This window comes from Photobacterium obscurum, assembly GCF_026191635.1.
Taxonomy (GTDB): domain Bacteria; phylum Pseudomonadota; class Gammaproteobacteria; order Enterobacterales; family Vibrionaceae; genus Photobacterium; species Photobacterium obscurum.
Map to the genome: position 1 here is coordinate 48688 of NZ_JAKRRW010000005.1, position 14112 is coordinate 62799.

12 protein-coding genes are annotated in these 14112 nt (G+C 46.3%); 7 read left to right on the forward strand and 5 right to left on the reverse strand.

Going from position 1 to position 14112, the window contains the following annotated elements:
- Positions 1-35: 35 nt before the first annotated feature.
- Complete coding sequence (locus tag MD588_RS08220; RefSeq protein WP_265696600.1) at positions 36-1208, reverse strand: MBL fold metallo-hydrolase; 1173 nt, start codon at positions 1206-1208, stop codon at positions 36-38.
- 106 nt (positions 1209-1314) lie between these two features.
- Here MD588_RS08220 and MD588_RS08225 point away from each other — a divergent pair, with 106 nt between their 5' ends.
- The 3 genes from MD588_RS08225 (at position 1315) to MD588_RS08235 (ending at position 4739) form a co-directional block, all read left to right on the forward strand.
- Complete coding sequence (locus tag MD588_RS08225; protein ID WP_265696601.1) at positions 1315-1926, forward strand: TetR/AcrR family transcriptional regulator; 612 nt, start codon at positions 1315-1317, stop codon at positions 1924-1926.
- A 532-nt stretch (positions 1927-2458) separates the two neighbouring features.
- Positions 2459-4366 (forward strand): methyl-accepting chemotaxis protein, encoded by a 1908-nt coding sequence (locus MD588_RS08230; protein WP_265696602.1) that lies wholly within the window; start codon positions 2459-2461, stop codon positions 4364-4366.
- 124 nt (positions 4367-4490) lie between these two features.
- Positions 4491-4739, forward strand: coding sequence for a CG2 omega domain protein (locus tag MD588_RS08235; RefSeq protein ID WP_265696603.1), 249 nt, complete (start codon positions 4491-4493; stop codon positions 4737-4739).
- A 65-nt stretch (positions 4740-4804) separates the two neighbouring features.
- Here MD588_RS08235 and MD588_RS08240 read toward each other — a convergent pair whose 3' ends face one another.
- On the reverse strand, positions 4805-6151 hold the full coding sequence (locus MD588_RS08240) for a DUF4397 domain-containing protein (protein ID WP_265696604.1): 1347 nt from the start codon (positions 6149-6151) through the stop codon (positions 4805-4807).
- A gap of 190 nt (positions 6152-6341) precedes the next feature.
- On the opposite strand from MD588_RS08240, the gene MD588_RS08245 reads away from it, so the two are divergent.
- The 4 genes from MD588_RS08245 to MD588_RS08260 all read left to right on the forward strand — a co-directional run bounded on the left by MD588_RS08245 (position 6342) and on the right by MD588_RS08260 (position 9869).
- Complete coding sequence (locus MD588_RS08245; RefSeq protein WP_265696605.1) at positions 6342-6953, forward strand: hypothetical protein; 612 nt, start codon at positions 6342-6344, stop codon at positions 6951-6953.
- 80 nt (positions 6954-7033) lie between these two features.
- A complete protein-coding gene (locus MD588_RS08250) occupies positions 7034-7603 on the forward strand; it encodes a sigma-70 family RNA polymerase sigma factor (protein ID WP_265696606.1) in 570 nt (189 codons plus the stop codon).
- Complete coding sequence (locus MD588_RS08255) at positions 7596-8270, forward strand: ChrR family anti-sigma-E factor (protein ID WP_265696607.1); 675 nt, start codon at positions 7596-7598, stop codon at positions 8268-8270. Before MD588_RS08250 ends, MD588_RS08255 begins: the two co-directional genes overlap by 8 nt.
- Positions 8271-8705: 435 nt before the next feature.
- Positions 8706-9869 carry a glutathionylspermidine synthase family protein gene (locus MD588_RS08260; protein ID WP_265696608.1) on the forward strand — a complete coding sequence of 388 codons (1164 nt, stop codon included), beginning with the start codon at positions 8706-8708 and terminating at the stop codon, positions 9867-9869.
- Between the two features lie 53 nt (positions 9870-9922).
- Here the strand turns inward: MD588_RS08260 and MD588_RS08265 are convergent, their stop codons facing one another.
- The 3 genes from MD588_RS08265 to MD588_RS08275 form a co-directional block, all read right to left on the reverse strand.
- Positions 9923-10807, reverse strand: coding sequence for a radical SAM protein (locus MD588_RS08265; RefSeq protein WP_265696610.1), 885 nt, complete (start codon positions 10805-10807; stop codon positions 9923-9925).
- A 67-nt stretch (positions 10808-10874) separates the two neighbouring features.
- The gene (rarD, locus tag MD588_RS08270) at positions 10875-11768 is read right to left on the reverse strand and encodes an EamA family transporter RarD (protein ID WP_265696612.1); all 894 of its coding nucleotides are present in this window, start codon (positions 11766-11768) and stop codon (positions 10875-10877) included.
- Positions 11769-11794: 26 nt separating this feature from the next.
- Positions 11795-13660, reverse strand: coding sequence for a methyl-accepting chemotaxis protein (locus MD588_RS08275; RefSeq protein ID WP_265696931.1), 1866 nt, complete (start codon positions 13658-13660; stop codon positions 11795-11797).
- Positions 13661-14112 lie beyond the last annotated feature (452 nt).

Below are 14112 nucleotides of genomic sequence, written 5' to 3' on the forward strand. Positions count from 1 at the left end.
CCGATGACGCGTCACGCCAAGCAAGCCCACACTCACTAACGCTGAACCTGAGCCAGCTGGGAGTAATCAATCCACTCAGCGAATTCTCCCTGGTCTTGCCACCAGTAGGCAGTTTTTATCGGCTGAGAAAAATCCAGCGATTCACCCACTAATGGGGTTACCAAATCCGCTTGGTACTGCTCTGCCTCGGCAATCAGATCATTCACTGGCTCGTCCCAGCGATGCAGAAACAACTCGTAAGTCGACCAGTGCACCGGGAACAACTTTTCTGCCCGAACATCCAAATGCGCCTGCATCGTATGGGCTGCTTGCATGTGTCCCCAGCCTTCGACTGGATAACCCTTACCATTTTTTACGTTGGCCGCGACTTCAATAAACGACACGTCAAACGGACCAAGTCGCTCACCAATTTGCTTGAAGTGCTCGCCGTATGCAGAATCGCCACTATAGAACACACTGCCAGCATTGGCCTGAATGGCCCACGACGACCATAGCGTCTTATTCGAGTCAAACAGGCCTCGTCCCGAATTATGGTTAGCCGGTGCCGAGGTAATAGTGACAGAATTCACCTGCTGGCTTTCCCACCAATCAAACTCCTGAATATTTGACGGCTTGACCCCCCACTTCTCAAGGTGGCTACCAACCCCGAGCGGAACAAAAAACTGAACATCCTTATCGGCATAATATCGGGCAGTACTTTCTTCAAGATGATCGTAATGGTCATGAGAGATCAGAATCACATCAGGGACAGGCAGCTCTATTCGGTTGACTGGCGCATCAACATTTCGCTCAAACCAACGCGAAAACAACGATGGCGCGGCATATTCGAAAACAGGATCGATCAACAAGCGAGTCTTATCCACTTCAACAAACAGTGACGAGTGACCCAGCCAGGTCACTCTCAAAGACTTACTTGATTCAGACAACAAGCCAGTGTCGACAGCCTGATACTGCAATCGGCTATCAGGCTTATACCGGTCACGCTGCATGAAGAACTTCCACATCGTCTTCAACATACCTTCTTCAGCGTTTACTTGTGGCAAGTTAGACACCACTTTGCCATCAACAAACTGAGGAGAGCTCGCAATGCGCTCTTGTCTCAAATCTTGGCTTCGTACGTAGTCACCACTGACATAGCCACTTCCTGCACTCACCACCCCAAGAGCAGCCAAAACTGCGACCATTGATGTTTTTAGTGTTGTGTTCATTTCTAGCTAGCCTCAAAAGTAAACGCTGTTGTATACTTTTTATGATAACTTGAAAAAACCAGAAGTAAACACGGTCGTTTACTTTTAATTAATCATTAGGAAGAAAATGGTAAAAGTCGCAGAAGTAAAACAAGAAAATATTATTATCGCTGCTATCGATATTTTCGCTGACAAAGGGCTGGAACAGGCGAGCATGGAAGCCATTTCAAAGCAAGCTGGGGTTTCCAAGCGTACGCTTTACAAGTACTACCCAACCAAAGAAAGCCTGTTCAGTGTCATTGTTGAACGGATGTTGTCTAATGTGCGAGTGATCAGCCAGATCCCCTTTGACCCACAGGTATCGGTCAAAGCACAGCTCACCGCCATTGCGGAGAAAGAGGTCGAACTGTTGTGTTGCCCGACCTTCCAGTCTCTGGCCAGAATGGTGCTATCGGAGTGTATGCGTTCAGACAATTCCGCCACCCTGATGGTGGAAAAGGTACAGCAACTGGAAGGGTGCAAGGGCTTAACTCGATGGATTAAGGCGGGTAGCGATGCAGGAAAACTCGATGTTGAATACCCGGAAGTTGCCTCCGAACAGTTTATCGCAGCCTTGAAGTCAATCGTCTTCTGGCCGCAAATACTGGTTCATTTACCACCTGCAAGCCAACAAGATCGAGATATTGCCATTGAAATGGCTGTAGCACAATTTCTAAGTGCTTACATCAAAGAAAGCTAATTTGCCTTTGCCCGATAGTAATCAGGGTAAATACATGCTTGAGCTGGAAACCCAATTCTCCGGCTCTATGCACAAATTTGTAAATTAATAATTAATTTGAACATGGGTAAATTATATTAGTAATAACATTCAAACTATCAGGATTAATAACAAGCTGGCCGGAACAACTGGCACCGAATTAAGATGCAAATATTCGTTCATTATTACCCAACTCTCAACATCCCTTTCCCTTTTATAAACAAAATGAATATCAGAGCCACTATAAATTACTTTTGATAAATGTGTCTATATTGTCTCAGTTTGCAGAAATTCTGTCCTGTATCCTCCCAAAATCGATATTGATGGAATGCTTGCTTGGCATTTCAGGAAGTAGTTATCATCGCAACCTCGTTTTGCTTTTGCCTGTTTGGCCATATTCACCAAAGCAACAATGAAAACTTACATCTCTAAGCATATCGGTATCACTTAAGGCCCTAACTATAGGCTCCTTAAGGTTTATTCATTCAATCAGACCGTCAGCAAGGAGTATTAAGTGAAACTCACAATTAGAACGAAGGCGATACTGGCTACAATATTTGCCGTGTTAGTCGTTATTACAGCGATGGGGACCTATTCATTTAATTCGAGCTGGAATATTCTCATCGACAAAACATTTCATCGCGAGCTACCCGCAGTGTTGGGAGAAGTCAGTAATGATTTAAATGCACAGCTTAACGTCCCTATTACTGCCTCACAAATTGTTGCCTTGTCTCCCTTATTTACTCAATATCCCGGCAACACGTCACAAAATGAAATGTCATCATATCTTTCCAAGGTAAAAAATGAATTCAATGCCATCACATCTTATTTCATTTCGGCCGAAGACAACACCTATTACACCCCGAACGGCATTCTTAAAACAGTAAACCCAAGCGCAGAGGCTGATCAGTGGTTCTTCCAATTTATGAAATCAGGAAAGCCCTTTGAGCTGTCGATTGATACTGAAGGGGCCACCGGGATCCCCACTCTGTTTGTTAACTATGCCGTCATTAACAACGGCCGCCGAATTGGGGTCGCAGGTATTGGGCTGACACTTGATAGTATCACCCAGCTTATTAGCCAATACCGTATTGGCGAAAGCGGCATCGTATTTCTGGTTGACGACCAAGGGGTAATCAAAGTCCACCCGCAGAAACAACTCGTCGGAGCCTCTCTATCAACACTGGGAATAGATAATTATCAGTCCTTATTAGGTGCCCCAACACCTATGGTTCGTGAACTGGAGCTTGATGGCAGCCCCCAAATTATCGGGGCAAAAGCCCTGCCTAGCATTGGCTGGACTCTGGTGAGCCAAGTGCCCAGACAGGAAATTCTCGCCTACCTGAATGATTTCAGCTTTAACATGATCATTATGGCGCTGATTATCGCCGTCATCTTTATTCCTCTCGCTGCTTGGTCTACCAACAGGCTTCTCTCTCCGTTTGCTCGGGTTGCCCAGCTATTGGAAGATATTGGCAAAGGGGGCGGTGACTTAACTCAAAGACTGGATGATTCTCGACACGATGAAGTGGGACAAATTGCCAAAGGTTATAATCAGTTTGTTCAATACCTCAGCGAACTGTTGCAGAGTGTGTCCGATACCGGTACAGAAATCTCGTCATCAATCCAAAATGTCGATCAACTTGCCCGCTCGATGGAACAAGAAATAAAGCAGCAGACCAGCAAGATAGAACAAGTCGCTACGGCAATACACGAAATGGGGGCAAGCTCCGACGAAGTTGCACAAAATGCAAATGGTGCAGCGAACAGTGCCGCATCGGCAAGCGAAGCCATTGCAACCGGCCATCAGTCTGTTACCGCCACTTACGAAAGTGTCGAAAATATGAATCACCAGCTGGGTAATACCAATGAAATCGTCAGTCAGCTGGCCCAAGATGCAAACTCCATTGATACTGTCCTCGATGTGATTAGCAGCGTATCGGAGCAAACGAACCTACTCGCCCTAAACGCGGCTATCGAAGCGGCACGAGCCGGAGAACAAGGCCGAGGGTTTGCAGTTGTTGCTGATGAGGTCAGAACGCTGGCCTCAAGAAGCCACGCTTCAACAGAGGAGATTCGGGAGATTATCGATAAACTACAAAAACGTACCGAAGCAGTTGTGGGTGCGATAGCGACCAGCTCAGATCTTGGAAAAGCCTGCCAGTCAGAGGCTTCCCATTCAGAGCAGCAACTCACGGCAATTTCTGCAAATGTCAGTGAAATGAATGCGATAAATATGCAGATTGCTTCTGCGACCAATCAACAGTCAAGCGTTATCAATGAAATCTCCCCGCACGTCACCAGTATTGCCGAAATTGCCCATCAAAGTGATGCAATGGTTGAGCAAACCGCTAGAGACTGCCATCAACTGAAACAAAAAGCTGATCATCTAACGAGCCTGGTCAGTCAGTTCAAGTTTTAATTATCATCAACGCAAGGCCACTCCATAGATTCGAGTGGCCTTTTGTCTCCAGCACTAAACCACATTCAGTCAGACAAAGTTTGACTACACTTAAACTTGTGAAAACAACAGGTAAAGGTATTCAATGAAAAAATGGCTGGCTATCATATTCTTCTTATCACTTGGCTCGGCACAAGCCGATGTCAAAATTTCTGGCGATGGCTTTGAACTGAGTAAAGACTGCCTGAAACTGGAATCAGACAATGTCAAAATCAGCTCTGAAGAATGTGAAGAATGGAAGAAAAAAAACAAAGGAAACAGTAGTGTTCATGGTGACAACAACCCAGGACAAGGCAATAAGAAAGATCAAAAGGGCAAGAAAAATAACAAATAATATAAACAAATATGCCAGCCTCAAAGGCTGGCAATAATTGCGATAAAGAGCCCATCGGAACTCAGCTATGGTGCCGTATTATCAACATTCAGCACCAGTCCCCCAGCAAAATCATCGGTTGCGACCACTGAGTAGACTCCACCATCATCGACTGTCGCCATCGCTTCGACTGCTGGAGTAAAAGTACCATCGCTGGCTAAGATGACTGCCAAGAAATAGGTACCGGCAGGCACATTCAACACAGCAGAACCTTTAAAATCCACACCTTTAAGCACCGCTGTACTCTCATCAAACGTCCCATCCGCAGAAGCATGAATATCAACTAACCCTAAACCGCCAGCGGTTGGACTGGCATGCACAACACGTACCTTGGCATAAGTAGCGACCGAACGCAGATCTTCGGCAATCACTAAAGGTTCTATCGTCGAATCTGTAATGCTGTTGAGTTTACCCACAGCATAAATGCTTGTCGTCGTACCTGCGTCCAGTGTGGTATCAGGTGCTTCGATGACTACCAGGGTGTTATCGGACGATGCCGCTACACTCAAGTTGTAGGTATCGGGGGCAAGATCTAGGCTTCGAAATTCCTTAAATGCAATCACCGTCAGACCATCCACAGGCGCACCGGATGCCAGAACATCAACCTCTGGCGCGTCATCGACAGCATGAACAACCCTAACTGCCGCTTGTTCACCTGAACTGCGAAGCACTGCTACGCCTTCACCATCAGCAACCATCAGGTTAACTGGAGATACCGCCCCGCCATCGACATTGGGCACAGCTGTAATCATCAGATCACTTCCCCCAGCCAAAGGTAATTCACCGCTGTCAAAGACAACCGCTTTGTCTCCGGTCAAAGTCACTCGAATCCGGTAAGTACCAGCGGGAATGCTGACTGGCAAATCAGGGCTATCAATCTTGAACTCAAGGCCACTAACGGCTGGTTCCACGCTATCGATACTGTTATCTGTAGCCAGGTAGATATCAACGCCCGATACGCCTGGGTGGCCATGCAGTACATCAATACGGACTTCATCAGCGCCTGGGGCAAAATTATCCCTGCTCAACACTACCGGCTCAATACTGGCGGTATTATTGAGCGCAATGATGTCGTACTGCATGTCGGGCGCAAAGTCCAAATTCTCTCCGATCACCTCGGCCTCTTCACCGCCTGCGAGCAATGCCTGAACCCCGACATCATAAGTACCAGAATCTAAGCTAATAAATCCACTGGCCGTTTGATAATCAACTTCTTCTAAGCCCTTAACAACTTCATCATTGAGTGTAATAGCTACCAACGGAGCATCACTACTGGCATGGGTAACACGAATTTGCGAATTATCGTCATCATCAGAACACCCAAATAGAAATACAGCAGAACCTAACGCTAGCGCTAACGAATTGGCTTTCATACGAATACCCTCTTCCTGATAATTACTGGTCGGGATAATTTACGCTTGCAGCCAACATATCGATCAGCATTGCCCAGATTTATTCTTATTCCTGCTGGTATGCCATTTATTTGTTTGAAGTTTTAAACCCAAGTCATCTAGATCGTGAATTGGGGCGTACTAGAGTAAAACAACCTTACGGGGACGTAATGTGCAAATTATCAATGATCAAAACCACACACTGCCCTTTTTAGCCACGGCAGACCATTTTCTGCCTCTCGGTAAACGACAGTTACGGGGAAGTAGCATGGTATTTTCCAATACTATCCGTGAGGCTCTCCATGCCGGCGGTTTCTGGTTAGTGATGCAAGATAGCGACGGCCAAGTCGCGGTTTCCGGAGGGGATATTGTGACCTATGCTCATATCACAAATATTGATTGGCTCTCCGGCACTCAAATTCAAGTAGATGTCGATCTAAAGGCATGGGGGTGTATTGAAGACCAGGTGCAATTCAATCCCCCTAGGCTATGCGCCAAGATTATTCCTTTATGGACGACCAACCAAAAACTGCCAGAAAATGACATCCTGTTCGTTCGGCTAAAGCAATGGCTTGCCGAATACGGCTATCAGTCACCGCTAATGGTCGATACCTCTGCTGATTTTCGAGATCCATGTTGGCTATGCTGGCGCTGGCTGGAATTGCTGCCACTTCCCTTAAAAATAAAACAACGTTTATTAAAGCGAACCAACCCAAAGCTATGTCTACGCTATCTAAAAATAATTATTCATCAAAGTGATCTTTACACCCAAGTGTTGCGTTAAACGGTTATGGATCCCATGCTTGCAGTAGAACAATGATAAAACTCAGCCGATTATCTGACTCCGAAAAGACTAAGGAGCCCATGTTCAACGAAGCCGTGCCAGCACCCGATGTGGCAACCCTGTTGTTCAACATTGCACATTCGCGCTGCAAAAGGAGCTATGAAACGTTATTTGTTTTAGTTGCTCCCAAACTTCTCAACTTTACTCGCAAACAGTTGAGGGATGAGTCGATGGCAATGGAGATAGTTCAGGAAACCATGTTGAAAATCTGGTTAAAATCACACCTTTATGATGAATCTAAGGGTGCCGCTTTAACGTGGATATATTCTGTTGCACGAAACGTGAAATTTGACATGTTACGTAAGTCTAAACACCAGCAAGACTGGGTACAGGGTGACGATCTTTGGCCAACACTTTGCGAAGATCAAGACAGTGAACGCCTACCCAAAGAATTTCGCTCGATTGTTAGCCGTGAATTGGACGACCTAGTTAATACCTTGCCGCCACAGCAGGCTGAAGTGGTTCGACTCATTTGCCTGCAAGGAGTATCGCACCAAGAAGTCGCAGAGGCATTAGGTATCCCATTAGGCACGGTTAAAAGCCGGCTGCGCTTAGCACTACAGAAAATGAAGGAGGCTTTAGATGACTAGTATTCATTTCCACCCTACAAATGAAACTCTAGCTCTATATGCTTCTGGCGATCTTGACTCGGCGTCGAGCATTATGATGAGTGCCCATTTGGAATTTTGCAGCCACTGCCGACATCGAGTTGCTGATATGGAAGAAAACTTGGCCAGAGAACTGGATCTTTCAACTGCAGAACCGCTGTCTAACGACATGAATGCAATGCTTGAAAAAATCCTGGCCCACAGCCCTGAACCACAACTGGAAACAAATGAGCCTACAGCAACCTATTTGGAACTTGATAACAGAAGGTTTCATCTGCCAAGGGTGCTACAAAATCATCAAGATCAAATCGGGCCATGGACACGCTTACCAGGAAAAATTAAACGAGCCCATGTTTCAACGGCCGGTCAGAGCAAGATGAACTTCATCTATATGGATTGTGACAGCGTTCTTCCGCAGCATACACATCAGGGGCAGGAAATTACCTTGGTACTTGCCGGGGAGTTTATGGACGAACAAGCCACCTATCGCCCAGGGGACTTCATCATCCAAACTTCAGAGCATAAACACTCACCCAAAACCCGAGCTGACCAAGACTGTCTTTGCTTGACGCTGCTTGATGCTCCACTGCACTTTACCTCAGGGCTAGCCACATTGCTCAACCCGTTTAGCCAATTATTTTTTCGTTAATTCATCGGGCTAGAGCCTCAAGTAAATGCCGTCCACCACAAATGGACGGCATTTAAGCTGCTGATTTAAAAAAATAAGTTAGCCACCCGCGTTTACAGCGAAGGCATCAACGGTCTTTTAAATGGAGTCAGTCAGGTCAAAACTGTTCATAAAACCATCAATTAGATTGTTTGCTCTAACCGGATTATCTACGCTCTGTCATGCATTCCTTCGGGAAATTCGTACCTAATGACTAGCGTCCTCGATTGGTACAAGGCCTCTCTCCATCACTAACCAACCATTGAAGAGGCCTTCTTCTCCGCTCTACGTCCCAGAAGCATTATAGCTTTCCCAAATCTGCTATTTAAGCCACAGCCGCTCAAAGCTAAGCGATGTATACTGACATGTGGGTTTAGTCTAAATATCTTAAAAGAAACAGCAGCATAAGGATGGAACATGCTTCGAATTGATAGTAAGGAACGGCCACACTGGCGAGATCTTGCCAAGGAATACGGGTTTGGATTCCATAGCATGTATGACCAGCCTTACTGGGATGAAACGGCCTACTATCAATTCACTCTGGAGCAGATCGAGCGTGATCTTGAAGATCCCACCGAAGAAATCCATCAAATGTGCCTCGACGTTGTCGATACGGTTGTTCGCAACGAGTTCTGGCTGCAGCGATTCCAAATCCCTGAATCGATGTGGCAAAACGTGCTTGATTCCTGGCAGCGCAATGAGCCTTCGCTCTATTCCCGACTGGATTTCGCCTATGACGGCAGTGGCCACGCCAAGCTGTACGAGAACAATGCCGACACGCCAACATCACTCTATGAGACTGGATTCTGGCAGTGGTTATGGCTGGAAGATCAGGTCGATAATGGTTCACTCCGGCGCGACGCCGATCAGTTTAACCTCCTGCAGGAGCTGCTGATGGGGCGCTTTCAGGAGCTAGCAACCCGACAGCCCGGCCAGACGCTGCATTTTTCCTGCTGCAAAGACACAGTCGAAGATCGCGGCACCGTCCAGTATATGGAAGACTGCGCCAAGGAAGCCGGGCTCTCTACGGCGTTTGTGTATGTCGAGGATATTGGCCTCAATGGTAAAGGGGAGTTTACCGATCTCAAGGATCGTCCAATCCGCTGGATGTTCAAGCTCTACCCGTGGGAGTTCATGTTTCGCGAGAAATACGGCAAGCAGCTGAAGGATGCCAAGGTCAACTGGCTGGAGCCGATGTGGAAGTCGGTACTGAGTAACAAGGCCCTGTTGCCGCTGCTGTGGCAGAAGTTTGAAGGCCACCCCAACCTGCTACCCGCCTATTTCCCCGATGACCGGAAACTCGGCAACCTGCAAGACTATGTCATCAAACCGATTTTTGCCCGTGAAGGGGCCAATATTGAGATTGTCCAGAAGGGCCGGCAGACACTGCGCACGGAAGGCCCTTATGGCGATGAAGGCGTGATCTACCAAGCCTATCACCCACTGCCAAAGTTTGGCGATTATTACACCCTGATCGGCAGCTGGTTGGTTGATGACAAAGCCGGTGGAATCTCAATTCGGGAAGATACGTCACGCGTCACCCAGGACATGTCACGTTACCTTCCGCATGTAATTTTATGAACCAATGCCCACTAAGCTAAAGAGATTATATCGTCTCAATTGCAGTCAGGAGACTACAGCCCACGTTGCCACTCCTGACGTAATGGCATCACATCCGGATGATTAATTGCCAAGTTCACCTGCTGCAACAATTTACCTTTGTCACGTCCGAGGATACCTTTCAATACCAGGTAGTTCGACGCATGATCAGAACGAAATACCGTTTTTTCCAGCTCCAGATGCTCTAACAACCACTGCATTTCCTGAAACAGCTCCGGCTGGGTCAGCTGGCGGAACTTACCATCGAACCCCACCGCAAAGCGCTCTTCGCCGAACGGGAACGACACCACCAGTGTTGACAGGTAATCCGGCTGCGCAGCATTCATCAGCTTTGCCGAGTTCAAAGCATGTTGCTGGCTTAGCTCCGGTCCGCCAAGGCCATTGAGGATCATCACCGAGCTTTTCATCCCAGCCGCTTTGATCTTGTTCAGGGCCACCAGCGAAGATTCAAAGGATTCGCCCTTCTCTACCCGTTCCAGCACCTCATCATCACCGCTTTCACAACCCACATACATCAGGCTAAGTCCCAGCTGGCGCAATTCTGCTAGCTGTTCGGTGGTCTTGTTGGTCAGGTTACGCGGTAGACAGTAGCTGGAAATCCGCTGCACACCGGGCAGGTACTGGTTGATCAGCTCGCAAATTTGTTTCAGGCGGTGGAAAGGCAGTGTCATCGCATCACCGTCGGCAAGGAAAACTCGGTGCACCCGTACGCCAGATTCCGCGATAGCCTGGAGTTCCTGCTCGATAACCTCAGGCTTTTTCGGTCGAAACTTCTTCTGCGGCTGGGTATACATATCGCAGAAAGTACAACGGTTGTGGCTACAACCATTGGTCACTTGCAATATCAATGACTTCCACTCTGAGGGTGGACGAAATACGGGTTCGATATAGTCGAGCATAAGGCTTCCTATTTAGCGATAATAGCTACCGAAATGTTATCCTATGTTTTCTATCAGCAAGAATAGTCTATGCCCGGCGCCAGGCAAGCTTAGAGAGGAGCAGCACCTCGAGCGTACACAATATTAAGCCCAGCCATATAAAACTGAAACTAACCACTTTCACCTGATCTAACACTTCGCCAAAGATACAGACCGCCAGCAAAAACTGGAGGCTGGGTTCGATATATTGGGTTAAGCCAATCATCGTCAACGTTGTTCGCTCAACTGCCAGGGCAAAAAACACCAATGGCAAAAGGGTAACTGGAGCCGCCCCTGCATACAGCCAGAAAGTGGCCATATCGCCGGCCAATACCGTCGAACTCTGGTTCAGATATCCAAGCAACACATAACCCAACGCAAACGGCATCAGCAATGTCACCTCTACCGACATGGAAGTTAGTGAGTCGAACCGGATAAACTTTTTGGTTAACCCATAAAGCGCAAAAAAACTGCCCATGACGAGCGACAACCAAGGAAGCTCACCATAGAAGTAGACTTGATAACCAATACCGCAAACGGCAAGTATCACCGCCATTTTTTGCGCCCAAGTAAGCCTGTCTTTAAGAAACAGCACCCCAAAGGCAATGGAGAACAGTGGATTAATAAAATAGCCCAGGCTTGCAGCCAATACCTTGTCATTGGTTATCGCCCACGTAAAGGCATACAGTGAAACGCAGTTAAGGATTCCGGCGAGAAAACATAAGCACAGTGACTGCTTATTCTTCATCGCCAGGGAAAAAGACAGGCTGGGTATCTTCAGGCACTTTAGGATCAATAGCATTAATGGTACTGAGAAGATAATTCTCATTGCTATTAATTCATTGGTATCAGCCTGAGGCAAAAACTGAAAGTACAGGGGTAGCAGCCCCCATAAGACAAACGCTATGGTCGCTATAATATTGCCATGTATTCGAGCAAACATAATACCCTTCCTGTCATCAAGCGAAATCAAACAATAAATTTGTTCAACAACGTTTCTTGCTGCTGAACTTTCAAAACCTGCTCATTCATTTGCAGAGAAGACTCATGAGCCCGATCCGACACTTGCTGGGAAAGATCTTTTATCTTGACCGTATTGTTGTTGATTTCTTCCGCGACCAAACTCTGCTCTTCTGCCGCAGAGGCAATTTGAAGGTTCATGTCAGAAATTTGGATAATGGACTGCTTAATTTGATTAAGCGCTCCACCAGCTTCAAGTGCCTTCGCGACGGCTTCGTCGGTCAGAGCTTTACTTTTTTCCATAACGCTGGTGGCTGAGCGAGCCCCGGACTGAAGTTGGGCAATCATGCTGTGGATTTCAGTTGTCGACTGCTGGGTACGCTGCGCCAATGTTCGAACTTCATCCGCGACAACGGCAAAGCCTCGGCCTGAATCACCGGCTCTGGCAGCTTCAATAGCTGCGTTAAGTGCCAGTAGATTAGTTTGGTCTGCAATCTCATTGATCACCGAAAGAATCGACTCAATATTTCCCGTTGCGCTTTCCAAGTCCTGAACAACAACAACCGTCTCATCAATTTGCTGAGCCAGAGTACTTATCGCGTCGGTAGTATGGGAGACAACATTAACGCCATCTTCGGCAGCTTTATCTGCCTCTTGTGCAGCAGCAGCGGCTCCCTGTGCATTGCCCGCAACACCTGAAGAGGTCGAAGCCATTTCATTCATTGCCGTCGCCAGCTGCTCCACTTCCGCCAGCTGATTCGTAATATCCGTCGCTGTCAGCTTGGCGCCCTGGGTTGTAACCTCGGCACCTGAGCCAATTTCAGCCCCAAGGAGCTTGGTTTCTTGAATAAGGAACTGCAATTTGCCAGTAAATGCATTGAAATTCGTCGCTAGCTCGGAAAATTCAATATCTGTATTGGTATCTAACCTGCGAGTAAGGTCGCCTTGTCCTGAAGCCACATCCTCCATTGCCTCATTTAACCCCCCCAATGGGCGCATAAAGTACCTGAGCAAAAACACCAATGCGAGAACAGAGATCAACACGAAGGCAACTGTCATCATCATTGATGACGAGCGCAGCTGAATTATCGATGAATACGCCTTTTCATAGTCAAGAATTACACCGACATACCAATCCTGACTATCAATAGGCGTAAAGCCGATATAGGTTGGCTTACCTTTATAATCGATGAGCTTATAGTTTTCACTGATATCTTGATTACCAATAAACTCTTTAAGCTTTTTACCAACTAAATTCTGGTCCGGATGAGAAACTATCGTTCCCCCTTTATTGACCATGAATATGTAGCCGGCATCAAATAAGGAGATCTGGTTGATGGTGTCAGATAGAAGATCCAAATTTAGATCATAAAAAATAGCCGCATCAAAACTACCATTATTATAAACAGGCGTAGCAATCGAGACTAAAATACTACCCGTATCCCCCATGTAAGGAGCCGTAATAATAGTTTTACCCTCACTTTTTGCACGTCTGTACCATGGCCGAGTTCTCGGATCATACAAACTGCCCGGCTGCCAATTAGGATTGTTGCTCTGGATACGACCATCGCTCTCAAACCCCATGCCTATCAAGGAAAAAGCTTCCTTGGCAACCAGCTTATTAATCACGCTCGCAATATGGCCCGTAGAAATGTCGTCCTCTATAACCTGTGCGGTATAGGTAGCCAATTGCGATTTTGACACAATTTCACTATCGACTGTCGTTTTTACACCATTAACAATTTCTGCAATGCTTTGGTGAATAAATGGCTCAACTTGCGATTTAACCTGTTTGTATTGCTGAAGAGATAATACTGACAGAGCAATAAACACAATGATGGATGATATAAATACAACCTTGTGCTGAAATTTTATTTTCATAAGTAGAAGACTTAAAGTTAATTAATGTTTATTGTGGTTTTATTTACCTATGTAACTTTACGATATTGTTTGAACGTGAATCTGACCAGATCAATATGTTTCGGTAGTAGTGTTTAAGCAATACAAAGAACAGGCTAAGCAATATAAACATCGTTGTAATAAGGTGACTACTATCTTTCACTTCTGATGATGAAAAGCTGAGAATAATACCTACCCCTATACCTATTAGACATAATAGCTGTAACATCGGATAAGAAAGATAGTAAAAAGACTTAAGACTGAACAGAATAGAGAACAATCCTTTTTTCAGTGCTCTCAAAATACCCCCTTCTACTTATCAACACACTATAAATAACAAGATAAATTCACAACTCGACATGAAACAAACCGTATCCAGAAATTAAGGTGTCAAAGTAGTATTTAAGACTGGCAGTGGCCAGTACATA

Coding starts and splice junctions, on each gene's coding strand:
- MD588_RS08220 (WP_265696600.1), bottom strand. CDS start 1,208: ATGAACACAACACTAAAAACATCAATGGTCGCAGTTTTGGCTGCTCTT.
- MD588_RS08225 (WP_265696601.1), top strand. CDS start 1,315: ATGGTAAAAGTCGCAGAAGTAAAACAAGAAAATATTATTATCGCTGCT.
- MD588_RS08235 (WP_265696603.1), top strand. CDS start 4,491: ATGAAAAAATGGCTGGCTATCATATTCTTCTTATCACTTGGCTCGGCA.
- MD588_RS08240 (WP_265696604.1), bottom strand. CDS start 6,151: ATGAAAGCCAATTCGTTAGCGCTAGCGTTAGGTTCTGCTGTATTTCTA.
- MD588_RS08250 (WP_265696606.1), top strand. CDS start 7,034: ATGTTCAACGAAGCCGTGCCAGCACCCGATGTGGCAACCCTGTTGTTC.
- MD588_RS08255 (WP_265696607.1), top strand. CDS start 7,596: ATGACTAGTATTCATTTCCACCCTACAAATGAAACTCTAGCTCTATAT.
- MD588_RS08260 (WP_265696608.1), top strand. CDS start 8,706: ATGCTTCGAATTGATAGTAAGGAACGGCCACACTGGCGAGATCTTGCC.
- MD588_RS08265 (WP_265696610.1), bottom strand. CDS start 10,807: ATGCTCGACTATATCGAACCCGTATTTCGTCCACCCTCAGAGTGGAAG.
- rarD (WP_265696612.1), bottom strand. CDS start 11,768: ATGTTTGCTCGAATACATGGCAATATTATAGCGACCATAGCGTTTGTC.